23 protein-coding genes and 1 riboswitch are annotated in these 22,897 nt (G+C 62.1%); of the genes, 8 read left to right on the top strand and 15 right to left on the bottom strand.

The features are described 5' to 3' along the window. Window positions 1-22: 22 nt before the first annotated feature. The 7 genes from ACIOJF_RS06625 to ACIOJF_RS06595 all read right to left on the bottom strand — a co-directional run bounded on the left by ACIOJF_RS06625 (window position 23) and on the right by ACIOJF_RS06595 (window position 7,626). The gene (locus ACIOJF_RS06625; protein WP_133833735.1) at window positions 23-1,429 is read right to left on the bottom strand and encodes a sugar porter family MFS transporter; all 1,407 of its coding nucleotides are present in this window, start codon (window positions 1,427-1,429) and stop codon (window positions 23-25) included. A gap of 215 nt (window positions 1,430-1,644) precedes the next feature. Further along, window positions 1,645-2,928, bottom strand: a complete 1,284-nt coding sequence (locus tag ACIOJF_RS06620) for a uracil-xanthine permease family protein (protein ID WP_105658654.1) — start codon at window positions 2,926-2,928, stop codon at window positions 1,645-1,647. Between the two features lie 27 nt (window positions 2,929-2,955). Beyond that, window positions 2,956-4,380, bottom strand: a complete 1,425-nt coding sequence (thiD, locus tag ACIOJF_RS06615) for a bifunctional hydroxymethylpyrimidine kinase/phosphomethylpyrimidine kinase (RefSeq protein ID WP_105662184.1) — start codon at window positions 4,378-4,380, stop codon at window positions 2,956-2,958. Further along, window positions 4,377-5,018 carry a thiamine phosphate synthase gene (thiE, locus tag ACIOJF_RS06610; RefSeq protein WP_105662183.1) on the bottom strand — a complete coding sequence of 214 codons (642 nt, stop codon included), beginning with the start codon at window positions 5,016-5,018 and terminating at the stop codon, window positions 4,377-4,379. The genes thiD and thiE overlap by 4 nt, the downstream gene beginning before the upstream one ends. Beyond that, window positions 5,011-5,805, bottom strand: a complete 795-nt coding sequence (gene thiM, locus ACIOJF_RS06605) for a hydroxyethylthiazole kinase (protein WP_013347455.1) — start codon at window positions 5,803-5,805, stop codon at window positions 5,011-5,013. Before thiM ends, thiE begins: the two co-directional genes overlap by 8 nt. Then, window positions 5,795-5,889, bottom strand: a riboswitch (TPP riboswitch). It overlaps the preceding gene by 11 nt. A 34-nt stretch (window positions 5,890-5,923) precedes the next feature. Continuing rightward, on the bottom strand, window positions 5,924-6,292 hold the full coding sequence (locus ACIOJF_RS06600) for a GntR family transcriptional regulator (protein ID WP_402741386.1): 369 nt from the start codon (window positions 6,290-6,292) through the stop codon (window positions 5,924-5,926). Next, window positions 6,289-7,626 carry a hypothetical protein gene (locus ACIOJF_RS06595; RefSeq protein ID WP_332486999.1) on the bottom strand — a complete coding sequence of 446 codons (1,338 nt, stop codon included), beginning with the start codon at window positions 7,624-7,626 and terminating at the stop codon, window positions 6,289-6,291. Before ACIOJF_RS06595 ends, ACIOJF_RS06600 begins: the two co-directional genes overlap by 4 nt. On the opposite strand from ACIOJF_RS06595, the gene ACIOJF_RS06590 reads away from it, so the two are divergent. From ACIOJF_RS06590 to ACIOJF_RS06580, 3 genes are all read left to right on the top strand, one after another. Beyond that, window positions 7,613-7,843 (top strand): hypothetical protein, encoded by a 231-nt coding sequence (locus tag ACIOJF_RS06590; protein WP_041648259.1) that lies wholly within the window; start codon window positions 7,613-7,615, stop codon window positions 7,841-7,843. The two genes, ACIOJF_RS06595 and ACIOJF_RS06590, sit on opposite strands and share 14 nt — an antisense overlap. 64 nt (window positions 7,844-7,907) lie before the next feature. After that, window positions 7,908-9,341: an aldehyde dehydrogenase family protein gene (locus tag ACIOJF_RS06585; protein WP_402741385.1), complete on the top strand. Its 1,434-nt coding sequence runs from the start codon at window positions 7,908-7,910 to the stop codon at window positions 9,339-9,341. Window positions 9,342-9,420: 79 nt separating this feature from the next. Next, window positions 9,421-10,869 carry an amino acid permease gene (locus ACIOJF_RS06580; protein WP_332487006.1) on the top strand — a complete coding sequence of 483 codons (1,449 nt, stop codon included), beginning with the start codon at window positions 9,421-9,423 and terminating at the stop codon, window positions 10,867-10,869. Here ACIOJF_RS06580 and pgm read toward each other — a convergent pair. Then, window positions 10,866-12,464 carry a phosphoglucomutase (alpha-D-glucose-1,6-bisphosphate-dependent) gene (pgm, locus tag ACIOJF_RS06575; RefSeq protein ID WP_400341876.1) on the bottom strand — a complete coding sequence of 533 codons (1,599 nt, stop codon included), beginning with the start codon at window positions 12,462-12,464 and terminating at the stop codon, window positions 10,866-10,868. The genes ACIOJF_RS06580 and pgm overlap by 4 nt on opposite strands. Window positions 12,465-12,520: 56 nt before the next feature. On the opposite strand from pgm, the gene ACIOJF_RS06570 reads away from it, so the two are divergent. Then, entirely contained in the window at window positions 12,521-12,859 is a 339-nt protein-coding gene (locus tag ACIOJF_RS06570) for a DUF4190 domain-containing protein (protein WP_105658645.1), read from the top strand. A 63-nt stretch (window positions 12,860-12,922) separates the two neighbouring features. Here ACIOJF_RS06570 and ACIOJF_RS06565 read toward each other — a convergent pair whose 3' ends face one another. After that, window positions 12,923-14,380 (bottom strand): peptide MFS transporter, encoded by a 1,458-nt coding sequence (locus ACIOJF_RS06565; RefSeq protein ID WP_105658644.1) that lies wholly within the window; start codon window positions 14,378-14,380, stop codon window positions 12,923-12,925. Between the two features lie 52 nt (window positions 14,381-14,432). Then, entirely contained in the window at window positions 14,433-15,779 is a 1,347-nt protein-coding gene (locus ACIOJF_RS06560) for an amidase (RefSeq protein ID WP_105658643.1), read from the bottom strand. Window positions 15,780-15,846: 67 nt separating this feature from the next. On the opposite strand from ACIOJF_RS06560, the gene ACIOJF_RS06555 reads away from it, so the two are divergent. After that, the gene (locus ACIOJF_RS06555) at window positions 15,847-16,173 is read left to right on the top strand and encodes a rhodanese-like domain-containing protein (protein ID WP_105658642.1); all 327 of its coding nucleotides are present in this window, start codon (window positions 15,847-15,849) and stop codon (window positions 16,171-16,173) included. After that, a complete protein-coding gene (pheA, locus tag ACIOJF_RS06550; RefSeq protein ID WP_133833728.1) occupies window positions 16,170-17,093 on the top strand; it encodes a prephenate dehydratase in 924 nt (307 codons plus the stop codon). Before ACIOJF_RS06555 ends, pheA begins: the two co-directional genes overlap by 4 nt. 65 nt (window positions 17,094-17,158) lie before the next feature. Here the strand turns inward: pheA and ACIOJF_RS06545 are convergent, their stop codons facing one another. Beyond that, window positions 17,159-18,205 carry a diacylglycerol kinase family protein gene (locus tag ACIOJF_RS06545; RefSeq protein WP_105658640.1) on the bottom strand — a complete coding sequence of 349 codons (1,047 nt, stop codon included), beginning with the start codon at window positions 18,203-18,205 and terminating at the stop codon, window positions 17,159-17,161. Window positions 18,206-18,243: 38 nt separating this feature from the next. Between ACIOJF_RS06545 and serS the strand changes: the two genes are divergently transcribed. Both serS and ACIOJF_RS06535 read left to right on the top strand, forming a co-directional pair. Next, a complete protein-coding gene (serS, locus tag ACIOJF_RS06540; RefSeq protein WP_105658639.1) occupies window positions 18,244-19,521 on the top strand; it encodes a serine--tRNA ligase in 1,278 nt (425 codons plus the stop codon). 124 nt (window positions 19,522-19,645) lie between these two features. Then, complete coding sequence (locus ACIOJF_RS06535; RefSeq protein WP_105662175.1) at window positions 19,646-20,476, top strand: HAD family hydrolase; 831 nt, start codon at window positions 19,646-19,648, stop codon at window positions 20,474-20,476. Window positions 20,477-20,485: 9 nt separating this feature from the next. On the opposite strand, the gene ACIOJF_RS06530 is transcribed toward ACIOJF_RS06535, so the two are convergent. The 4 genes from ACIOJF_RS06530 to ACIOJF_RS06515 all read right to left on the bottom strand — a co-directional run bounded on the left by ACIOJF_RS06530 (window position 20,486) and on the right by ACIOJF_RS06515 (window position 22,894). Next, window positions 20,486-21,088 (bottom strand): hypothetical protein, encoded by a 603-nt coding sequence (locus tag ACIOJF_RS06530; protein WP_105658637.1) that lies wholly within the window; start codon window positions 21,086-21,088, stop codon window positions 20,486-20,488. 112 nt (window positions 21,089-21,200) lie between these two features. Beyond that, window positions 21,201-21,860 carry a YitT family protein gene (locus tag ACIOJF_RS06525; RefSeq protein ID WP_105658636.1) on the bottom strand — a complete coding sequence of 220 codons (660 nt, stop codon included), beginning with the start codon at window positions 21,858-21,860 and terminating at the stop codon, window positions 21,201-21,203. A 179-nt stretch (window positions 21,861-22,039) separates the two neighbouring features. Beyond that, window positions 22,040-22,261, bottom strand: coding sequence for a hypothetical protein (locus tag ACIOJF_RS06520; RefSeq protein ID WP_133833724.1), 222 nt, complete (start codon window positions 22,259-22,261; stop codon window positions 22,040-22,042). 9 nt (window positions 22,262-22,270) lie between these two features. Beyond that, window positions 22,271-22,894 (bottom strand): pyroglutamyl-peptidase I, encoded by a 624-nt coding sequence (locus ACIOJF_RS06515; RefSeq protein ID WP_402741384.1) that lies wholly within the window; start codon window positions 22,892-22,894, stop codon window positions 22,271-22,273. Between the last annotated feature and the right edge of the window lie 3 nt (window positions 22,895-22,897).

The following is a 22,897-nucleotide window of genomic DNA, read 5'->3' as shown; positions in this document are numbered from 1 at the left end:
CGCAATGCCCTGCGGGTGGTGCCTAGAGGGTCATCTCCTCGAGTTGGCGCCCCTTGGTTTCCTTGACCAGGAAGATCACGAAGATCAGGGAAAGCAGCGCGAAGAATGCGTAGATGCCGTAGGCCAATGCCAAGCCTGCCTCGGCGAGGGCCGGGAAGGTGGTGGAAACGGCGAAGTTGGCGATCCACTGCGCCGAGGCTGCCACTCCGAGTGCCATGGCGCGGATCGAGTTCGGGAAGATCTCGCCGAGCAATACCCATACGGCCGGACCCCAGGTGGCGCCGAAGCCGACCACGAACAGGTTGGCCGAGACCAGGGCGACGATGCCCCAGCTGCCCGGCAGCGACACGGCGCCGTCGATGGTTACCGACTGCGCGAACGCTACCGCCATCATGCCCAGCGACAAGGTCATGATGGCCGAGCCGATGGTGAGCAGCAGCTTGCGTCCCAGCACGTCGATCAGCAGCACCGCCACGATCGTTGCCAGCACGTTGGTCGCCGAGGTGATCAGCGAAATCGTGAAGGAATCCGATTCGGCAAAGCCGACGGACTTCCACAGCGTCGTGGAGTAGTAGAAGATCACGTTGATGCCGACGAACTGCTGGAAGACCGAGAGCAGGATGCCGACCCACACCAGCGGGTGGAAACCGAAGCGGCCCAGCAGGTCCTTGAAGACCTGGCGGCGCTCGATGTGCACGGTGGAGCGGATCTCTTCGATCTTCTTTTCGGTATCCGTGCCGGCGTTCATGCCCATATCGCGGGTCAGCACGGTAGCTGCTTCAACGAAGCGGCCGCGCTCGACCAGGTAGCGGGGAGATTCGGGCAGGCGCAGCGAGAGCAGGCCGTAGAGCACTGCTGGAACCAGCAGCGACAGGTACATCCAGCGCCAGGCCGCCAGGCCGAACAAGCCGACGGCATCCGCCGAGCCCATGACGAAGACCAGCAGCGCGCTGACCAGGAAGGCCACGAAGATGCCCAGCACGATGGCCATCTGCTGCATGGTGCCCAGGCGTCCGCGATGCGCGGCCGGGGAGACTTCGGCAATGTAGGCAGGGGCGATCACCGAGGCGAAGCCCACGCCGATGCCGCCGACAATGCGCCAGATGATCAGGTCGGCTACGCCGAAGCACAGGCCGCAGCCGATGGCTGATGCTGCCAGGAGGATGGAGGCGAAGAGCATGGTGCGCACGCGTCCCACGCGTTCGGAGACCACACCCGCTATCCAGGCTCCCAGTGCTGCGCCGAGCAGGGCGCAGGAAACGGTGAATCCGATGGTTACCGCGTTGAGCCCGAATTCGTGCTCGACAGCGTCCACGGTGCCGTTAACGATTGATGAGTCATATCCGAAAACGAACCCACCCAATGCCGCCCCGAGGGCGATGAAGATGAGCCGCGCGGAGAGTTTTCCGTCTGATGTAGTCGCAGTCACAATGAGCCATGCTATCGGATTCGAGAGCCGCAGAATCCCGATTTCTCGATTTTTTATGGGAGATCGATCACAAATTGGAAGGAGTCCTTACTTCAAGACCGGGGGAGGCCCAGTGCGCGTCGCCGCTTCATGACTGGCCAGCTCCCGAATTCTTGGCAAAAAAGCAGGCCGGCATTGCGAGTTATCGCGATGCCGGCCTGCGGGGAATTTATTTGCTAGCTATCCGCAGGCTTCTGCGAGTCCGCCAAATCGTTGCCGCGCATCTTGGCGACGATACTCATCAGGTGGAAGACCACCAAGGTGGCGATCGAGCCCAGGGCGATGCCGCCCAGCTGGAGCTGGCCGAAAGCGATTTCCTTGGTCACCGCAATGGCGATAATCAGGCCGGTGCCGGCGGTCATCAAGTTGATCGGGTTGCCGAAATCCACCTTCGCCTCGATCCACAGGCGCGCGCCGACGATGCCGATCATGCCGTAGAGCACGATGCCCAAGCCGCCGATCACGCCTTCTGGAATGGTGCCGATCAATGCGCCGAACTTCGGCAGGAAGGCCAGGGCCACGGCCACAATCGCAGCGATCCAATAGGCCGCGGTCGAGTACACGCGCGAAGCGGCCATCACGCCGATGTTCTCGGCATAGGTGGTCGTGGCCGAACCGCCGCCGAAACCGGCGAGCACGCTGGCAGCGCCATCGGCCATCAGCGCACGGCCGTTGAACTTCGACAGGTCGCGATTGGTCATCACGCCCACGGTGCGCACATGGCCGATGTTCTCGGCGATCAGCACGAACACCGCAGGCAGGAACATCAGCGCAGTGTCGAAGTGGAAGGTCGGGGTGTGGAATTCTGGCAGTCCGATCCACTCCGCGGCAGCAACCGCCTTGAAGCTCACCTGCCCCTGGGCCAGCGCAACAAGGTAGCCGCAAAGAAGTCCCATGAGGATCGACAACCGGCCCAGCAGGCCCTTGAACGCAACGGTCGCGACCACGGTAAAGATCACCGTGAGGAAAGTGGTCAGCGGGAACTCGGTCATGGGAACCAGCGTTGCGCTCGCCAGATTCAGGCCGATCAGCGCCACGATGGTGCCCATGACCACCGGCGGCATCAGGGCGTGGATCCAGCCGGTGCCGGTCTTCTGCACGATCAGCCCGACAACGAACAGCAAGGCCCCGGTCATCACGATGCCGCCCAGCGCGCCGGACATGCTGTGCGACTGGGTGGTCGAGAGGACCGGGGCAATCATCGCAAAGGACGAGCCGAGGTAGCTGGGCACCTTGTTCCTGGTCATCAGCAAGAAGATGACGGTGGCCAGGCCGGTGAACAGCAAGGTCGTGGTGACCGGGAAGCCGGTGATGGTTGGCACCAGGATGCTGGCGCCGAACATCGCCAGGATGTGCTGGGCTCCGATGGAAACGGTCTGCGGCCAATGCAGCCGCTCATCCGGGGCAACTACCTCACCTGGGGTGATGGTCCTGCCGTTGCCGTGAATGCTCCAACTCATGATTCCTCTTCCCGGGCCCTGCGGGTTTTAGGCCGTAGAGAAGTCTACTCGGTTCTCGTGCGCCTGCGCGAAGAAAGAGCGCTCATGTTCCGCGGAGCGGATGAAAGCGGCCTCCATGCGGGCCCGCAGCTGCGGATCTGCCTGCTCGAACGCCTGGCGGACCATTTCGATGGCCTGCTCGGTGGCGGAATCGAATTCCTCGGATGCATAGGTTTCCAGCCATTGCCGATAAGGATGCTCGGCATGGTTGGCTGCCGCCAGCCGCTTGCCGATGTCCTGGTACAGCCAGTAGCAAGGCAGGATCGCGGCAATCAGCTCCCCGTAGCTCTCCTGGCTGGCGGCCAGGTGGTTGGTGTAGTTCAGCGTGGTGGCGCTGGGCGTATCAGCGAACTCATCCAGGTAGCTGCCGTGCAGCTGCAGCTCGCCATCGAGGATGCCGTTGGCGCCACGCGACCAGAAACGCTGGGCACCGAGATCCGGCGCCATCGAGCTGGCCAGCGAAAGCACCTTGGCGTAACGCAGCAGATACAGCGCATCCTGGGCGATGTAGTAGTGGAAGTCATCCCGGTCCAAGGTGCCCTCGGATAGCCGGGTGATGAAATCCAGCTGGTCGATTTCCTCGCGGATCGGCTGGATCTTCTGCCACCAGTCGCCCATGGGATCTGCCGTGCCGAAGAAGTCGATGAAGTGGTTGACCGGGCCGTGGCCGCTGCCCACCTGCAATTGGTCGGCCGCTGCGATGGCCTTGGAGAGGTAGGACTTGGACTGCTCCAACGCGGCGATCCAATCTCCAGTGGCAGCGAAGCGGGTAGCCAGAGTGCTGGAAAGGGTGCAGCCGGTGCCGTGGGTGTTCCTGGTGGCATGGCGCGGTCCGTGCAGCTCCAGCTGCACCCCGCCCGCCGACACCAGGGCATCGGGGCAATCCGCCCCGGCCAGGTGCCCGCCCTTGGCCAGCACCAGCGTGCCGTGCTTGGCAGCCAGCCGCTGGGCCTGGCGCAGGGCTTCGTCCCAGGAAGGGGCCACAGGCTCGCGCAGCAAGCTGGCCAGCTCCAGCAGGTTCGGGGTAATCACCGTGGCGCGATCCAGCAGTGAATCAAGGGCCGATTCGTCGTCGAGCAGGCGATCCCCGCTGGTCGCCACCATGACCGGGTCCAGCACGACGGGGGCGTCAACAGTTTCCAGCCAGCTGGTGACTGCGCGGATCACCTCGGCGTTGGCCAGCATCCCGATCTTGATCGCATCGATGCGGATATCTGTACTCACGGCTTCGAGCTGCGCGAGGACGAAATCGCCGCTGATCGCCTGAACTCCGGATACCCCATGGGTGTTTTGCGCAGTCAAAGCGGTGATCACGCACATTCCGTAGCCGCCGTTGGCGGCAATGGCCTTCAGATCCGCTTGGATTCCGGCGCCGCCGGAAGGATCGGAGCCTGCGATGGATAGGATGTTCATTTCGAGGCCTCCCAGGCTGCGACCAGCTGCGCGCTGGCAAGTTGCGGATCTTCGGCGTTGCAGATGGCGCGGACCACGGCCAGGCCTGCGCCGCCGCCGGTGCGGATCGCGGCGGCATCGTCTTGGGTAATTGCGCCGATCGCTACGCAGGGCAGCTTGGCCAAGGCCGCGGCTCGCGCAAAGCCGTCCAGCCCCAGGGGAGCAGGATGGTCTTTTTTCGTCGGAGTGGCGCGGATGGCTCCTACACCGAGGTAGTCGATCACCGAGGCGTCCTTGTTCGCCTGGGCCAATTGCTCATCGCTGGAAGCACTCAAGCCGATGATGCCCTCGCCGATGATCTGGCGAGCCAACTGTACCGGCACATCTTTTTGCCCGATATGGATGCCGTTAACTGCTGCGCCAGCAGCCCGTGACGCGAGGTAGACGTCAATGCGGTCATTGATCAGCAACTGGGCTTTGCCCTCGGTGAGCTTGGCAGCCGCGCAGGCCAGCTCGAAGAATTCCCGGGCGCTTTCATCCTTGGCGCGCAGCTGGATCCACCCGATCCCTCCGGCGACGGCGCCCTCGATAACTTCCAGGGTGCTGCGTGGGGTGCAGCTGGCAGTGTTGGCTACTAGATAAGCGCCGTAATTATGCATGGTTCAATTCCTCGTACTTCAAAGTCTTCAGTTCCCCGGGATCGGCAGCCGACAGCGCATCAAGGAAGGCAACTGCGAAGCTGCCCGGACCGGAGCTGCCAGCCAGGGCCTTTTCCGCGGCCAGGCCATAGAAACCGTGGGCTGCGATGGTGGCCTCGAACGGGTCATCGTGGACCGCAACCATCCCGGCGCAGACCGCGCCCAAGGCGCAGCCGCCACCTGTCATCCGGGTCAAGCCAATTCCGTTGGTATGCACCAAGACGGTACGCGTGGCGTCGATGATGGCGTCAGCCTGGCCGGAAATGGCCACTACGCAGTCGTGTTCCGTGGCCAGTTCGCGTCCCGCCGCCAAGGCGGCAGAAACCTCATCCAAGGCATCGACACCGCGCGAAGCAGATTGCCGGCCGGCCAGGGCCAGGATTTCCGAGGCGTTGCCGCGAATCAGGGTCGGGCGTTGCCGGACAATGCGCCGGGCAAACTCCGTGCGCACCGGAAGCGCTCCCACTGCCACTGGATCCAGGACCCAGGGGGTGCCTGCAGCGCTCGCCGACTGCACAGCTTCTTCCATGGCGGTCAGCTGTTCAGTGCTTGGAGTTCCCAAATTCACCAATACGGCTGAAGCTGCCTGCGCGAATGGGCCGGCCTCTCCGGGCAGATCCGTCATGGCCGGGGAAGCCCCGGATGCCAGCAAGACATTGGCGGTGAAATTGGATACGACGGTATTGGTCAGGCAAAAAACCAAAGGTGATTGTTGCCGGTATTTTTGGGCAACTGCATGCAAAGCCATGCGACATCCCTCCGCTAGCGTGAACTAGATCAGGTTCTACGGGTCTTATCTCAGTCGGTTGATCCGACACCCCGTGTCACTGCCATAGAGCGTACGCACAACCGGTTCCGAGGACAAGTTACTTACGCTCGCGCCGCGCCACCAAGGCCTTGAGCGTGGCCGCATCCACCTTCTGCGCGACCGCCAACGCCCAGAGGTGATCCACGGCGGCCAGGAGATCTTCACTGGTATCCACCGGCTGCGGCCGCTCGTTGACCACTGTGCCGGCACGGCGCCGGGAGGTGATCAGCTCTTCGGCTTCCAGCTCCTTGTAGGCGCGCGCCACTGTACCGGCAGCGACGCCGAGGTCCGTGGCCAGCGCACGCACAGTAGGCAGCTTGCTCCCCGAGGGCAGATCTCCCAAGGAGATCAGTGAAGCAATCTGCGAGCGGATCTGCTCATAGGGCGGGGTAGCTGCTTGGAGGTCAACACTGATCTGCGTGCTCATGAAGTAGCTGCCGGCTGATGTTCCCGCACGAAGGCGCTACCGGGGCGCTCTAGGAAAATGACTGCTGGGACAACGAAGATGAGCAATGCAAAGAGTCCCAGCCCGGCCGGGAATCCGTAGCCAATGAGCAGCATGGCTACCACTGCACTGGTGTTAACACGCATTGAACGCAGTTCCAGGACCTTGCGGTACCAGATTTCTTCGGCCGACGAGACAGCCCAGGGAATAATTGCCCGGCGGGAGAACCAGACGAATCCAAGATGGGTTGCCAGCAACAGCAGGATCAAGCCTGCAACCATTGTCTTGCCTGGAGGCACGAAGCCCCACAAATAGTCCAGCGGCGGATCGAGCAGAAAATAGGTGCTGGTGGCAAACAGCAAGCCAGCGGCGATGTAGGACCACAAGGGCAGGGGCGCGTGGTACTTGGGTGCTGCAGACGCCTGCCGGGCCACCGTGCTGACGTAGCTGAGATAAAGCGCATTGAGAACGGCATAGCTCAAAGCCGCACCGGCAAAGATCATTAAGATCCACGTAGTTCGCTCATTGGTAGGCATCTGGAGCTCGTCATCCAGTGGCAAGAATGACCAGCCGATTGCAACGCTGAGCAAGGTGAGTGCTGCAGTTACGTATTGCAAGGTGAATAGTTGATCACGCAAACGCGAGAAGGCGGTCCGTTCCCTGGTGGTGGATTGAGCTGAGAATGTAGAGCGCGGTCCCCAGAAGAGCAACGTGAGGGCGACCGCAAGGGCGCCATAGCTAACGAACTCGTACTGTCCATCCGGCGAATTAGCCTGCGAGTAATTGACCACCGACACGGTGAAGGCCAGCAAGACGATGCCGATATTGCGCATCAAGCGGTTGAGCCAGACCGTGCGCAACGCTTGGTTGTCTTCGGCCGAGATGCCGGCCAAGGCAGGTCTTTTCAGGATAACTACGGTAATCACAGCCGCGGCCACGATGATCCCTGCCAGGGCCACGATGAATACCGGGAGCATCTGTGTGCCCGGCAACCGCCCATCATACGGACCCTCCGACGCGTATGAATAGATGCCGTCAAAATCAAAGGTCGTGAATTCCGAGGCCGGAACGCCAACGAGCCCTTCGACTTTGGACGCCGGCCACAGGGAGCCGACCGCGATCAGCAGCAAAAGCCCAACGAAAGCCCCTAGGGCCTTGGGAAATGGAGTTGTCAGGCTGCGGGCCTCTAATGAAGCGGTGCGCACTGGCTGGAGTTCCTTGGGCCAAGTGAACAAGCCGATGAGGTAAACCAGAAGAACCCAGATCCCCGGAGTGAGTGCTTCAGCGAGAGCCGAACCTGAATTGGGCTCGGTCATTGAAACGCGCCAGGTCTCGGACAAATCCCATGAGGTTGAAGCAAAGAATGCGATCAATGCGCACCAGAACGAGTGGGATCGGGCCCGGTCGATAGCTGGTGTTCCACGCCTGTGCGCCACCGAACGCAACCAAACGCAGATGATTGCGGCAACGAAAGCGATGGATATGGCGCTCGCCGAGAACTGGTTCATGGAAATCAATGTATCAACTATTTGATACATATTGAATCCTCCGGCGAATTAAACGATGAAAAATAGTCCCAGTGACGTACGCTCAAATCATGGGTCTGTTTACTTCCACTCCGTTGCCCGAACCGGTCGGTGATTCCGCACCTCCGGTGGACGAGCATCCATCGCGCATAGCAACAGTGCTGAGCCATTTGCGGCGTTCTGCGGACACGCGGATCACGCATCCGCGACGCTTCCGCCTGCAGCAGCTCAAGGCCCTGGAGAAGATGCTCGAAGAGCATCTGGAAGACTTCGTCCAGGCCCTGGCCGAGGACTTGGGCAAGAGTGCCACCGAAGCCAAATTCTCCGAAATCGACGTGGTGCGGGCAGAAATAGATTTCGCCCAGCGCCACCTCGTTGAATGGATGGATTCCACCAGCGTCAAGGTACCGCTGGCTTTGCAACCAGCCATTGCCAAGGTTGAGCCGCGCCCGCTGGGGGTCGTGCTGATTATCGGCGCCTGGAACTACCCGGTTCAGCTGGTGCTCGCACCGCTGGTCGCGGCCATTGCTGCCGGCAACGCGGCGGTGATCAAGCCATCGGAACTGGCTCCTGCGACCTCAGGCGCCTTGGCCAAGTTCCTCCCGGTCTACCTCGACGAACGTGTCTACGCGGTAGTTGAAGGCGGGGTGGATACCTCCACGGAGTTGCTCGGCGCCCGCTGGGATCATATTTTCTACACCGGCGGTGAACGCGTGGCCAAGATCGTGGCTGCAGCGGCTGCGAAGCATCTGACACCAACCACCTTGGAACTGGGCGGAAAGTCGCCGGCCGTGGTGGAAAACGATTCGTTGGCTTCCGCAAAGCGCTTGGCCTACGCCAAATTCATGAATGCCGGCCAGACCTGCGTGGCCCCGGATTACGTATTGAGCGTGGGCGACTCGTCTGAGCTCATCAAGCGCCTGGGCCAGGCCATCACCAGCTTCTACGGCAAGGAGCCGCTGACCCATCCGGACTTTGGCCGCATCGTCAGCCGCAAGCACTTTGACCGGCTGTTGTCGATGTTCGAGCAGGGCGAGGTGGTTTTCGGCGGCGAATACGACGAGGATACCTTGCGCATCGCTCCGAGCATCATGCGCAATGTGGACCTCGAGGGAAGTTTGATGACCGAAGAGATTTTCGGTCCTATCCTGCCGGTGATCGAGGTGGAAACCTTCGAGGAAGCCCTCGAATTCATTGCCCGGCGGCCATCACCGCTGGCCGCTTACCTGATGAGCGAAAGTCCGCGCCTGCAGTCGATTTTCTCTGATCGGGTGCGAGCCGGCTCCATAGTGCACAATGCTCCGTTGGCCCAGATGATCGTTCCAACCCTGCCTTTTGGTGGCGTCGGACCGAGTGGAATGGGGGCTTACCACGGCAAACATGGATTCGAACGGCTTTCGCAGATGCGTTCAGAACTCAACAAAACGACCGTAGTTGACACCTTGAGCGCAATATATCCTCCGTATTCATGGGCTAAGCGAAAGATTATTGATCGCTTACTGTAGCGCGGTTCATAGCGTTATGGCTTGTCAGGGTGCTTGGATGGATAGGTTGGAAATTTTCAAGCATCAGGAGATGTAACGCATGACTGAGCCCGCACCGTCCCAGGACGGTCTGAAGCGTGGCCTCAAAGCTCGCCATATGCAGATGATTGCCATTGGCGGCTCGATTGGTACCGGACTATTCGTCGCGTCCGGCGGCACCATTGCCCAAGCTGGCCCAGGCGGTTCGCTGGTGGCCTACGCGCTGATCGGCATGATGGTGCTGCTCCTGATGCAGTCGTTGGGAGAAATGAGCGCCCGCCTTCCGGTCGCTGGTTCCTTCCAGACCTACGCAACGGTCTTCGTGAACCGCCACTTCGGCTTCGCAATCGGCTGGAACTACTGGTTCAACTGGGCCATCACCGTGGCTGCCGAGCTGGTAGCCGCCGGCATCATCATGTCCTACTGGTTCCCTGATGCCCCGGGGTGGATCTGGGCGGCCATCTTCCTGGTGCTGCTCACCGGCTTGAACGCGCTGTCCGCCAAGGCCTTTGGCGAGGGCGAATACTGGTTGGCCGCGATCAAGGTCATCACCGTGGTGGTCTTCTTGATCTGCGGTGTCGCGATGATCTTCGGCATCCTGGGTGATTCCACCCCGGGCTTCAGCAATTGGACCGATGGCGAAGCGCCATTTGTTGGCGGCTGGCTGTCCATCGTCTCGGTCTTCATGATTGCCGGCTTCTCCTTCCAAGGAACCGAACTGATCGGCGTGGCCGCCGGCGAAGCCGAGAACCCCCAGCGCGATATCCCACGCGCCATCAAGGCGATCTTCTGGCGCATCATGCTCTTCTACATCGGCGCGATCTTCGTCATTGGCATGCTGATCCCGTATATGGATCCATCGCTGCTGTCTTCGGAGGCATCGGATATCACCACCTCGCCATTCACCCTGGTCTTCGAGCGTGCGGGCGTAGCATTCGCCGCGGCCCTGATGAATGCGGTGATCCTCTCGGCCATCCTCTCCGCAGGCAATTCCGGGCTATATGCCTCTGCACGCATGCTTTATTCGATGGCGTTGGACGGCAAGGCGCCAAAGATTTTCGCCCGCTTGAACAAGCGCGGCGTGCCCATGCCGGCAATGCTGCTAACCGCCTCGGTAGGCCTTTTCGGCTTCCTGACCGCCATCATCGGCCAAGGCTCGGCATATACCTGGCTGCTGAACGTTTCGGGCCTCTCCGGCTTCATTGCCTGGGTGGGTATCGCGGTGTGCCACTACAAGTTCCGCAAGGCATACATTGCTAGCGGACAGGATCTCGCGAACCTGCCGTACAAGGCGCCGCTATTCCCGCTGGGCCCGATTCTGGCTTTCGTGATCCTGATCGTGGTGATCGCAGGCCAGAACTACCAGGCGATCGTGGATGGAAACCTGCTGCAGATGGCTTCCAGCTACATTGGCCTGCCAATCTTCCTGCTGCTGTGGCTGGGCCACTGGCTGGCCACCCGCAAGCAGCCAGCCGTGGCCATCGACCCATGGACTGCAAAGCTGAACTAGCCAGCCAGCGCAGCATCAACAATCACCCGAGCTTCAGCCAGCACCTGCTGCAGATGCTCGGGTGATTTTGTTGATTCTGCATAGATCTTGTAGATGTCTTCTGTGCCCGATGGGCGCGCGGCAAACCATGCGTGCTCGCTGGAAACCTTCAAGCCGCCAATGGGGAAGCCGGCCGCTTGCGTGGCCTTGGCGGTAATCGGATCCGATGCCAGTTCGGTAGCGGTGACCATCGATGGGTCCAGCTTGCCCAGTACGGCCTTCTGCTCGCGATTTGCGGGCGCGTCAAAGCGGTCGTAGAAGCTGGGGCCGTGGCGCTCTACCAGTTCGGCATGCAGCTGGCTGGGGCTCTTGCCGGTTACTGCGCGGATCTCGCTGGCCAGCAGGGCCAGCATCAGGCCGTCCTTGTCGGTGCTGAACGCCTTGCCGGAGAAGTCCAAGAAGCTCGCGCCGGCCGATTCCTCGCCGCAAAAAGCGACCCTGCCGGAAGCCAGCGGTTCAACGAAGTACTTGAAGCCCACCGGTACCTCGCGCAGGGTCCGGCCGTGGGAAGCCACCACCTTGTCGATGAGCACCGAGGAGACCAGGGTCTTGCCGATCTGGGCATCAGCCGGCCACTGCGGACGGTGGGTGAGCAGGTAGTCGATGGCCACGGCCAGGAAATGGTTCGGATTCATCAGGCCGGCATCCGGGGTGACAATGCCGTGGCGGTCAGCATCGGCATCGTTGCCGGTCGCGATGTCGTACTTCTCGCGATTGGCCACGAGGGAGGCCATCGCATGGGCGGAGGAGCAATCCATGCGGATCTTCCCGTCCTTGTCCAAGGTCATGAAGCCGAAGCGCGGATCCACGGACTCGTTGACCACTTCGAGGTTCAGGCCGTATCGGCGGCCGATTTCGCCCCAGTAGTGCACCGAAGCCCCGCCCAGCGGATCTGCGCCAATGGAAATGCCGGACTCGGCGATGGCCTTGAAGTCGATGACTTCAGCCAAATTGGCGATGTACAGTTCGCGGAAGTCGAAGGGCCGGGCATTCGGCTCGCCGCGCTTGACCGCTCCGCTGGCCAGCAATTCGTTGGCCCGTGCAGCGATGGGTCCGGTGATTCCGGATTCTGCCGGTCCGCCATGCGGCGGGTTGTACTTGATGCCGCCGTCGGTTGGCGGGTTGTGCGATGGGGTGATGATCAGGCCATCGGCCTGTTCGCCGCCGCTAGCGTTATGTACCAGGATTGCGTGGCTGACCGCTGGAGTGGGAGTCAGTCCGTCATCGGCGAGCACGGTGACGCCGTTGCCTGCCAAAACTTCAAGGGCGGTGCGGTATGCGGGCGCGGAGAGTGCGTGGCTGTCCTTGCCCACGTACATCGGGCCGGTGATCCCCGCACCGTTGCGGTAGTCGACCACGGCCTGGGTGATCGCAGCGATATGCGTTTCATTGAAAGTGGTGTTCAGGGAGCTTCCGCGATGTCCCGAGGTGCCGAAAACGACGGCCTGGTCGGGGTTGCCGCTGGAAGGAACCAGGGTGCTGTAGGCATCGAGTACCTCCTGCAAATTGATCAGGTCTGATTCTTGGGCTGGCTGGCCAGCTCGGAGGTGTGCCACAGATTGCCTTTCAGATTGATGCGCTTATCGCAGTTTCGTAGAAGAATGGTAGGCAAATGAGCTACTACCAGTATCCGCAGAACCCCTACCAACGACCGCCTGAATCCGCCGGCCTCTCGGTGGCTTCCCTGGTGCTTGGCATCTTGTCGTTGCTAGGCTTCACTGTCATTATCCTTGTTCCGCTGGCCGGAGTCATTACCGGGCACCTGGCCTACCGGCGTGAACCCAGCTCCCGGGGCCTGAGCCTGGCCGGGCTAATTACCTCATGGATTGGATTGGCACTAGCCATAGTCATTTATGCGGTAGCCATCTGGTTCTTCTGGGCATTGTCAACCGGGTTCGGCTACGACTCGTATTACGACAACGTGACCTTCTCACAAGGGCTTCTTCGATAATCCCCGGGCATGAAAAAAGCGGTTGGTTCAAATGAACCAACCGCTTTTCGCATGCTCGAACGCCTAGAGGATCGGGCCCATCAGCTTCTTCAAGGCCGGGGTAGCTGCCATCATGGCAATACCCAGGACAACAGCGGTGCCGCCCATGGCGATGAAGTACGGGATCTCGTTGCCCTCGGTGTAGTAGCCGGCCAGCACACCCGACAGGGTGGTGCCCAGCGAAACCGACAGGAAGAACAAGGCGATCATCTGGGTGCCGAAGGCGGCCGGAGCCAGCTTGGTGGCAATTGCCTGGCCCACTGGCGAGAGCAGCAGCTCGGCAAAGGTGCACAGCAGCAGGATGCCGACCAGCGCCAGCAGCGGGGTCTTCACGAAGGATTCCAGCGGGATGAACAGCAAGAAGGCCGCACCCACAACCACCAGTGCCAGGCCGAACTTCATTGAAGTGCGTGGCTGGCGCTTGCCCAGTTTGGTCCACAATGCGGCGAAGATACCGGCGAAGATGATGATGAAGACCGGGTTGATCGAGGTAACCCAGCTCGGTGGCATTTCCCAGCTGCCCAGGTGGCGGTCCAGGCGCTGATCCGAGTAAGCGGCAATGAAGGTGAACTGCTGCTGGAACAGGGCCCAGAAGGCAGCCGAACCGATGTAGAACGGAATGAATGCCCAGACTTGCTTGCGCTCGGTGGCGTCAACCTTCTTGCTGCGCAGGATCAACGCGAAGTAGATGATCGAAGCGGCGATCACCACGTAGGCGATGGTGCTTGCCAAATTCTCCGGAGTCACGATCTTGGATGCGAAAGCGGCAATGATCAGAACGATCACGGCAGCGAAGATGACCACATAGCGGTTGCGCTCAGAGGCAGGCAGCGGGTTGCTTGGGATGCGGCCGGAGTCCGGCAGCTTCTTGCGTCCAAGGGCATAGATCCCCAGGCCGATAGCCATGCCGACCGCGGCAGCGGCGAAGCCGATGTGGAAGCCGTACTGGACCTGCAGCCAACCGGTGAGCAGTGGGCCGAGCAGCCCGCCGATGTTCACGCCCATGTAGAACAGGGAGAAGCCGGCATCGATGCGCGGATCTTCCTTGGAGTACAGGGAGCCCACCAGGGCTACAGCGTTGGCCTTCAGGCCGCCGGAACCGACGGCAACGAAGATCAGGCCGATAACCAGTCCGGCATAGCCGGGCAGGAGCGCCAGGCCAATATGGCCGATCATGATCGCGATAGCCGAGAAGAACAGGACGCGTTCCGAGCCGAACAGGCGGTCGGAGAGCCACGCGCCCAGGATGGTGGACAGGTAGACAGCGCCGCCGTAGGCGCCGACCAGCGACAGAGCCAGACCCTGGTCCATGCCCAGGCCGCCGTCGGTGACCGAGTAGTACATGTAGTAAGCCAGCAAGCCCTGCATGCCGTAGAAGGAGAATCGTTCCCACATTTCCACGCTGAAGAGGCTTGCGAGCGCACCGGGGTGACCGAAGAAGGTCTTTCCGGAAGCTTTGGTGCTCGTTGTTGCAGTAGACATACGTAATATTTTTCGCCCTTGCCCACCCGAGTACCTACTTATATGGGAAAGGTCACACCTGCATCTGGGCTGCCAGCGCGAGCAGCAGTCCTTCGTCCGAGCGCGGGGAAATCAGCTGAATACTCATTGGTAACCCCTCGTTGGAGTGGCCTACCGGAACGGTGATGGCCGCTACTGAGGCGACGTTCACCATGGAAGTGTAGGGGGTGTACTGGCACTGCAACATATAATCCACATCGGCTGTGGATTGTGTATAGTGCCCGATCTTCGGCGGGATCGAGGCCATGGCAGGGGTGGCCACGACATCGTAGGCGGACCATTGGCGCACGAAGTCGGCCGCAATCTGCTTCAACCTCGAACCTGCCTGCAGGCTCTGTTCCAGCGAGCGGTCGGCGGCACGTCGGCGGAAATCCCTTGCCAAATCGCCGAGCAGCGAATCATCCGCGACCGGAACGTCCTTCAGCCCATTGGTCCACACCGCCGCGAAGGTTTCCGGATAGTCCGTGGCGTAGTGCAGGTTGGCCGGCTGGACGCGATGCCGTTCTCCAAGGCGTTCAAGGCCCTGGGCAAATGAAGCCCGGGCTTCTTGCGCCAGGGTAATTTCATAGACCGGTTCAAACGGGGAATGGATGCTGTACCCAATCTTCAGCCCGTCCAGGCGCTGGGGGTAGCTTCCCTGCAGCAACGGCAGATAGTGGTCCTTGCCGCGCATGGCGTCAAGCAGCAAAGCCGCATCCAAGGCATCATGGGCCAACGGTCCGCTAACCGCTAGCTTCGGTGCGCCCATGGGATCGGTGTAGCCATCAAGGATGTCGCTGGGAACGCGGCCCAAAGAAGGCTTCAGGCCTACCAGCCCGCAGGCGGCCGCGGGGATGCGAACCGAACCGCCGCCATCAGAGCCCGGACCCAGCGGAATCATGCCGGCGGCAATCGCCGCGGCCTGCCCGCCAGAGGAACCGCCCGACGAGCGCGTGGGATCAAAGGGATTGCGTGATGGGGGCGCCACGAGGTTCTCTGAATAGCTGCTCAGCCCGAATTCCGGAACCTGCGTCTTGCCCAGGACCACCACGCCCTCGGCGCGCAGCCTGGCCACCAAGGAGTGATCACGTTCAGCGACCATCGCAGGCATCGCCGCAGTGCCATAGGTGGTAGGCATCCCGGCCACGTCATTGAGGTCCTTGAACGCGGTGGGGAGCCCATGCAAGCGGCCAATGTCGCCACGGGCATGCGCCTGGTCCGCCGCTGCCGCGGCCTCCATCGCATTTTCTGCCACGTGGACGAAAGCACCTAGGTCCGCCTGCTCTTCGATGCGCTTGAGGTAGTGCTCGGTGACCTCGCGGCTTGAACGCTCGCCGCGGGCCAGCTCGTCTCGCAATTTCAGGGCGCTTGAGGGAAACATGTCGGCTTTCGACGCAGGAAATGACTAGTCTTATAAGCAAACACCCTATGTGAGAGGAATGCTAGCCGTGAGCGATTTTGAGACTGTTTCGGTCAATGATGTCCCGAAGGATGCCTTCATCCTTGACGTGCGCGAAGACTTCGAATGGGAAGCCGGCCGTGCTGCCGGAGCAACCCATATTCCCCTTGGCTCCTTGCCAGAGAAGATTTCCGAGCTTGACCCGGATGTAGACACCTACGTCATCTGCCGTACCGGTGGCCGTTCGGCCCAGGCCGCATCGTGGCTCACCGTGATGGGCTACACCGCCTTCAACGTCGCCGGCGGTTCCGATGCGTGGATCGAAGCGGGCTTGCCAATGGAAGCGGATAACGGCCAGGAGCCAACCGTACGATGAACTATGCCTATCTGGGACCTGCTGGCACTTTCACCGAGTCGGCCCTGCTGCAGGTTCCCGGGGCTGCCGAGGCGCAGCGGATCGCGGCCTCCAACGTCAACGTGGCGCTGACCATGGTGCGCGAGGGGACCGCGGACGCGGCGATGGTCCCGATCGAGAACTCGGTAGAAGGCGGCGTTTCGGCCACCTTGGACGCCATTGCGCAGGGCGAAGCCCTACAGATTGTTTCCGAAATCCTGGTTCCGATCACTTTCGTGCTGGCGGTACGCCCCGGCATCGACTCGCTGGAGCAGATCAGGCAGATCTCCACCCACGGGCATGCCTGGGCGCAGTGCCGCTTATGGGCCGAAGCGAATATTCCCGGGGCCGCATTCACCCCGGCTTCTTCCACGGCAGCCGGCGCCCTGGCTCTCGAAGAGGACGAACCGCCGCATGATGCGGCGATCTGCTCTCCGCTGGTAGCCCAGGAGCGCGGCCTGAAGGTGCTGGCCAGCGGGGTCGAGGACAATATCGGCGCGGTGACCCGCTTCATCCTCGTGACTCGTCCGGGAAGGATTCCGCAGCCTACCGGCGTGGACAAGTCAACGCTGATCCTGCCGCTGCCCGAGGACCGTCCCGGTGCGCTGATGGAAATCCTCGAGCAATTCACCGCCCGCGGCGTGAACCTCTCGCGCATCGAATCGCGTCCTACCGGCAAGAGCCTGGGCGAGTACTTCTTCTCCGTCGATATCGAAGGCCACGTGGCCGAGGAACGCGTTGCCGCCGCCTTGTCGGGGCTGCACCGGCTGTCCCCGCAGCTGCGCTTCCTCGGTTCCTACCCAGCCGCCCAAGGCCTGGAGCCGGCCGTGGATACGCATAATTCAGATGCGGCCTTCAGTGAAGCCCGTGCCTGGGTGCAGTCGCTGCGCGACCGGCTTTAAGCAGGCAGCGCGAAGGCCCGGCCTAGCTCCCCGCAAGGGGAAATCGGCCGGGCCTTCGGCATGCGCTACGGGGTGCGCAGGCGCAGGGCGCTCGGGTTCACGGACACCTGCAGTTCGTTGACCTGGCCGGTGGGGTCCCCGTCGATCTGGGTATTCATCGGCTCATCGCAACGCAGCGATACGCCAGAGGTCTGGTAGAAGCTCATCACCGGAATCTTGTTCTTGGCGCGGAATGCGGTCTTGAGCAGGATCCAGGTCCAGCCGGCGGCCGAGCGGGGAGAAAGGATCACTGCGTCGAGCACGCCGTCGTCGATCTTGGCGTCGGGCACGAAATCCAGGCCCTGCAGCTTTCCGCAGTTGGCGAAGAGCACCGAACGGACCTTGCGGGTCTGCCAGCTCTCGTCGCCCGAGAGCTTGAAGCTGACCTTCTTGCGCTGGCCCGGCAACTGGCGCAGGCCGGCTTCCGAGTAGGCCAGCCAGCCAACCTTGGATTTCAGCTCTTCGTTGGTGTCGTCAAACAGGTCGGCGTCGGTGCCCACGCCGGCGATGACCAGGAAAGCATGATCCGCCTCCTTGCCGTCCAGCAGCTGCAGCTTCATGTGCCCGACGTCGATCCGGCGAACCATCCCGCGCACTGCCACCAGCGCCGCGGTGTGCAGGTCATCGAGCGGAATATCCACGTTGCGGGCCAGCAGGTTGCCAGTGCCCAGCGGCAGGATTCCCAGGGATGCGCCGGTGCCTTCGAGCACTTCCGCGACGGCGCGGATGGTTCCGTCGCCACCTGCGGCAATAATTGTGTCGCATTGCGCATCGAGTGCTTCACGGGCTGCATCCTGGCCGGCGTTGTCCTTGGTCGTTTCAAGGACCAGCGGTGCTTCCAGGCCCGCTTCAGCGCAGACGCGGACCACGGCTTCCCTTGCTTCGTCAGCACCTGACTTGGAAGGATTGATGACCAGGGCCACCTTGGTAGCCGCTGCCTGTTCAGCCGCTTCGGGCTGCTTGATCAGCGGTTTGCTGTAGTTCGAAAGCTTGCGCACCGAATACCAACTGGTCGCCGCGGCGGCAGCTGCAGCAGCCACGGCAGAGAAAACGATCACACGATTTGTCTGCATAATGCTCTCATCGTACTCATGATTGCTACCCTTAACATGTGATCGACCTGAAAATGCTCACCGAAAATCCGGATTTGTACCGTGCCTCGCAACGCGCGCGCGGTGCCGACGAGTCGTTAATTGACCAGCTGCTGGCAGCTGACACGGCACGTCGTGAAACCATCGCCACCTACGAGCGCCTGCGTGCCGAGCAGAATGCGTTCTCCAAGAAGGTCGGCAAGGCCAAGGGCGACGAGCGCGCCGCCCTGCTTGCCGAGGTCAAGGAGCTCGCTGCCGCGGTGAAGTCCGCCCAGGCCGAGTCCGACGCGGCCTCCGCCAAGTGCACCGCACTGCAGCGTTCCATCCCCAACCTGATCATCGACGGCATCCCGGCCGGCGGCGAGGATGACTTCACCGTCGTCAAGCACGTGGGCACCGCCCGCGACTTCAAGGCCGAGGGCTTCGAGCCGCTGGACCACCTGCAGATCGCCGAGAAGCTGGACGCCATCGACATGGAACGCGGCGCCAAGGTTTCCGGCTCGCGCTTCTACTTCCTCAAGGGCATCGGCGCCCGGCTGGAAATCGCGATGATGAACATGGCCCTGGATGTGGCCATGGCGCACGACTTCATCCCGATGATCACCCCGACCCTGGTCCGCCCCGAAACCATGCAGGGCACCGGCTTCGATGTCGAGCACGACGACGAGATCTACAAGCTCGAGCGCGACAACATGTACCTGGTCGGCACCTCGGAGGTGGCCCTGGCCGGCTACCACGCGGACGAGATCATGGATCTGGCCGACGGCCCGATCCGCTACGCCGGCTGGTCCTCCTGCTACCGCCGCGAGGCTGGTTCGGCTGGCAAGGACACCCGCGGCATCATCCGCGTGCACCAGTTCAACAAGCTGGAGATGTTCGTCTACGCCAGCGTCGAGGACGCCGAAGCAGAGCACCAGAAGCTGCTGGCCATGGAAGAGGACATGCTCGGGCGCATGGAACTTCCCTACCGCGTGATCGACACCGCCGCCGGGGATTTGGGCATGAGCGCCGCGCGCAAGTTCGACTGCGAAGCCTGGGTTCCTACCCAGGGCACCTTCCGCGAACTGACCTCGACCTCGAACTGCACCACCTTCCAGGCCCGCCGCCTGAATATCCGCGAACGCGAGATTATCGACGGCAAGGCCGGCAAGACCCGTTCGGTGGCGACGCTGAACGGCACCCTGGCGACCACCCGCTGGCTCGTGGCGATTCTGGAAAACCACCAGAACCCGGACGGTTCGGTCAACGTGCCCAAGGCGCTGCAGCCTTACCTTGGCGGACTCGAAGTACTCAAGTAGCCAATGACCGGCCATTTGCCGGCTGCCCCTCGCGGGCAGCCGGCAAATGCTTTTAACCGGTTGTTCACTTGGCGCTGTGCCTTGGGTCATCGCCAAAAACCCGCGGTGGTGGTTAACTTGAGCCATGACTGTTATGACTAAGCTCGGCAACGATGACCGGCTGACCAAGCAAAAATTGATGATTTGCCTTGACGTGGATGGCACCATCGTCAACCACCAGGGGGAAATGAGCCAGCGCGTGCGCGATGCCGCGCGGGCTGTAGTGGCCCAGGGCCATGAGGTAATCATCTCCACCGGCCGCTCCTTGGGTGCGGCCCTGCCCATCATGGCGGAACTGGGCATCGACCATGGCTATGTCGTGGTCAGCAACGGCGGCGTGCTCGCAAAGGTGTGCCAGGATGAAGTCGAGATCCTGCACCGCGAGATCTTCGACCCGTCGACAGCGCTCAAGGCGCTGCGCGACCAGCTTCCCAAAGCCAAGTACGCCTTGGAAAACGAGCGCGGCGAATTCCTTTCCAGCGAAACCTTCGGCGACATGAGCTTTGGCGCCGAGAGCAAGGTCGTTGATTTCGGCGAGCTGGTCAACAGCAAGGCCGTGCGCGTGGTGGTTTTCTCCACCGACAACACCGCCGAGGAATTCGGGCATGCCGTGCAGAGCCTGGGGCTCTCCGGGGTGACCTACTCGGTGGGCTGGACCGCTTGGCTGGATATTGCCGCCGAGGGTACCACCAAGGCCAGCGGCCTGGAGCGGCTGCGGGCGATCCTGAAGTTCGATTCGAAGGACTCGCTGGCAGTAGGCGATGGCCGCAATGACGTCGAAATGCTGCAGTGGGCCGGACATGGCGTGGCCATGGGCCAAGCGCCGGATGAGGTCAAGGCAGCGGCCGACGCCGTGACTGAAGGCGTTGACCAGGATGGCCTGGCCATCGTCCTGGAAGGGCTGCTGGGCAGCTAGCACCAGGGTCTAGAGCTGGTCGGTGTATTCCAGCAGCCGGGCGATCGCTGCCCGCGCGCCCAGCTCGTCGTTGTAGCCCGAACGCACGATCGCCGCAGATACTGCCTGGGGAGTGATTCCCAGGATCCCGGCGACCGCTTTTTGCTGCCCGCGCACACCGGGAGTCAACAGGTCAACGACGGACCATTCGGCCTCGGTGCGGGTGCGGATCCACTGTCCGAGCATGCGCAGCAGGCCCTCGAGCTCGCCGTCCATCTCGTCATTGCCCGAGGAAACGCAGATCGGGACCCTTTCGCCGCGGTGGCTGGCCGCCTCCAGCGCGCCGAGCGCGCGCCGCGCCGCCCTGCCCTCGACCAGGTCGGCCTCTGCGGGCACCGGCTCGTACAGGCTGCCGATGCCCAGCCCGATATTGCAGAAGTTCAGCCGTGCCACGCGCAGCAGCGCGTCGACGGCGGCATCGGGGTCACTGGGCACTCCGAGCAGCAGCTGCCCGCTGAGCGCGGTGAACGGCGCGTGGGTGTCGACTTGTTCCAGCTGGTGCCAGAGCTGCTCGCTGGCGGCGGCAACATCGGTGACCGAGCGGGGCCGGGGGCTGAGCGCAACGACAAACATGATTCAAGTATTGCGTGTGCAACCGGGTTTGTCGCGCACTGTGCGGCACTTGGCGGCTAACGGTGCTGCTCCAGCCTGATGCTGGTCCGCCGGCTGGCGGGATCAGGAGGAACTAGGACAGGGTGCTGCTGGGCGCGCCCTGCTGGGCGGGCAGCGCAACGGTCGTGTACTTGAAGAAGAACTGCGTAGCGGGGCCAATCAGCAGCGCATAAGCCACCGTGCCCACGCCCACCGGACCGCCGAGCAACCAGCCGATCCCCAGCACGCACACCTCGATAATGGTGCGCAGCAGGCGGATCGATTTGCCGGTGCGCAAATGCAGCCCGGTCATCAGGCCGTCGCGCGGGCCGGGGCCGAAATGGCAGCCGATGTACAGGGCGCCGCCAAGGCCATTGACGGCGATGGCGCCAACCAGGGTCAGGATCTGCCAGCCCAACCCGTGGACATCAGGGATGAGCCAGAGAAAGAAGTCCAGGCCAAGCCCGATGAGCAGCACATTGGCGACGGTGCCCAATCCTGGCCACTGCTTGAGCGGAATCCAGGCCAGCAGCACCACGACGCCGACGATGATCACTATCGTTCCCAGCGACAGCGGAATGTAGTTGGCCAGGCCCAGGTGAAGCACATCCCACGGATCCACGCCGAGCTGGGCGCGGATCAGCAGTGCCATGGCCAGCGCAAAAAGCATGAGGCCGATGAACAGATTTGCAAGACGCAGGGGGAGCTTTCCGGCACGCAGCTGATCGAGCGGAGTGAGATTATGCAGGGTCATGATGCTTCAAGGCTAGCCCTGCGCTGAACCCCGGCAGTAATTCCGCAAGTATCAGATGGTCACATTCCTAGTCCCAGTCCAGCCATGGTGCAGCGAGCCCCGAGACAACCAGGGCGAAAGCTCCGATGAAAAGAAAGCCGATGGCAAGCGAAAAAAGAACCATCCAGCGGGTGGGACTGCTATTCATTATCGGATCCAGGCTTTCGTTTCATCATGATCCCGGTCAAGCGGGCCACCGAGTAGACGGCGCCAAACAGGGGAATAGGCATGGCTAGAGCCAGCGGTATGGCGGTGCGCACACAGCGTTCGCGGAGGAACTGCACCAGCACAAAGAGCGTGCCCAGCGCCCACAGCACCAGAATGCCAACTTCCAGGCCGTCCAGTGCCATTACCGCTTCCATGAAAGCAGTCTATCCACCGGGGGCGAGGCTTCCCAGTATCGCAATGCCCAGGGCCGGCGATAGCTGGCTCAGGTCCCCGGGCCGAGGTTGGCTGGCCGATGCGTCGGTTTCAGCACCAACCGTGGCTTGAACCCCTGGCGGGCGCAGTGCGGGAACATGGATGAACAATGCCGGGACCGGTTGGGAATACGCCAAATACGCAATGTGGTTGCACACGAAACGCCCGGCATTCTCGGAGACCCTTGCCTCATGGCCTGCGGCGAGCAGGGCGCGGACGGCCGCTGCTGGATCAAGTGTGGCATCCAAGCGTCCCGGCGCATTCGCCTTGATGGCCGCTGACCGTGGCTGGGCGCCATCATTGTCGGGGATGCGGGCATCATCTTCGTTAAAAGCCCATCGCTCCGGCGTGATTGCATTCCGGCCGCCGGCTTCGCCGACGCAAATCAGCGCATCGGGCTGGTGCTTCGCCAAGAGCGATTCGAGTGCTTTGCCGGAGGCCGCGAAGGACACCGGAAGCATGGCGGTGAGGACCTGATGCTCGCCCAGCTGCCTGGGAAGGCTGGAAACGGCTTCCTGGCTGGCATTGAATTCGTCGTTGCCGAACGGCTCGAAACCGGTGACCAAAATATGCATGGA

This window comes from Glutamicibacter sp. NPDC087831, from assembly GCF_044742845.1.
Taxonomy (GTDB): Bacteria; Actinomycetota; Actinomycetes; order Actinomycetales; family Micrococcaceae; genus Glutamicibacter.
The sequence above is the reverse complement of the archived record's forward strand: the minus strand, read 5'-3'. Positions and strand labels throughout refer to the sequence as shown.

Excerpts from the sequence above, each read along its gene's own strand:
- ACIOJF_RS06530 (WP_105658637.1), bottom strand. The coding sequence starts at position 21,088 with ATGTTTGTCGTTGCGCTCAGCCCCCGGCCCCGCTCGGTCACCGATGTT.
- ACIOJF_RS06525 (WP_105658636.1), bottom strand. The coding sequence starts at position 21,860 with ATGACCCTGCATAATCTCACTCCGCTCGATCAGCTGCGTGCCGGAAAG.
- ACIOJF_RS06620 (WP_105658654.1), bottom strand. The coding sequence starts at position 2,928 with ATGAGTTGGAGCATTCACGGCAACGGCAGGACCATCACCCCAGGTGAG.
- ACIOJF_RS06535 (WP_105662175.1), top strand. The coding sequence starts at position 19,646 with ATGACTGTTATGACTAAGCTCGGCAACGATGACCGGCTGACCAAGCAA.
- ACIOJF_RS06545 (WP_105658640.1), bottom strand. The coding sequence starts at position 18,205 with ATGCAGACAAATCGTGTGATCGTTTTCTCTGCCGTGGCTGCTGCAGCT.
- thiD (WP_105662184.1), bottom strand. The coding sequence starts at position 4,380 with ATGAACATCCTATCCATCGCAGGCTCCGATCCTTCCGGCGGCGCCGGA.
- ACIOJF_RS06585 (WP_402741385.1), top strand. The coding sequence starts at position 7,908 with ATGGGTCTGTTTACTTCCACTCCGTTGCCCGAACCGGTCGGTGATTCC.
- ACIOJF_RS06600 (WP_402741386.1), bottom strand. The coding sequence starts at position 6,292 with ATGAGCACGCAGATCAGTGTTGACCTCCAAGCAGCTACCCCGCCCTAT.
- ACIOJF_RS06565 (WP_105658644.1), bottom strand. The coding sequence starts at position 14,380 with ATGTCTACTGCAACAACGAGCACCAAAGCTTCCGGAAAGACCTTCTTC.
- ACIOJF_RS06580 (WP_332487006.1), top strand. The coding sequence starts at position 9,421 with ATGACTGAGCCCGCACCGTCCCAGGACGGTCTGAAGCGTGGCCTCAAA.
- ACIOJF_RS06570 (WP_105658645.1), top strand. The coding sequence starts at position 12,521 with ATGAGCTACTACCAGTATCCGCAGAACCCCTACCAACGACCGCCTGAA.
- ACIOJF_RS06520 (WP_133833724.1), bottom strand. The coding sequence starts at position 22,261 with ATGGAAGCGGTAATGGCACTGGACGGCCTGGAAGTTGGCATTCTGGTG.
- pheA (WP_133833728.1), top strand. The coding sequence starts at position 16,170 with ATGAACTATGCCTATCTGGGACCTGCTGGCACTTTCACCGAGTCGGCC.
- ACIOJF_RS06560 (WP_105658643.1), bottom strand. The coding sequence starts at position 15,779 with ATGTTTCCCTCAAGCGCCCTGAAATTGCGAGACGAGCTGGCCCGCGGC.
- thiE (WP_105662183.1), bottom strand. The coding sequence starts at position 5,018 with ATGCATAATTACGGCGCTTATCTAGTAGCCAACACTGCCAGCTGCACC.
- ACIOJF_RS06595 (WP_332486999.1), bottom strand. The coding sequence starts at position 7,626 with ATGACCGAGCCCAATTCAGGTTCGGCTCTCGCTGAAGCACTCACTCCG.
- ACIOJF_RS06515 (WP_402741384.1), bottom strand. The coding sequence starts at position 22,894 with ATGCATATTTTGGTCACCGGTTTCGAGCCGTTCGGCAACGACGAATTC.
- thiM (WP_013347455.1), bottom strand. The coding sequence starts at position 5,805 with ATGGCTTTGCATGCAGTTGCCCAAAAATACCGGCAACAATCACCTTTG.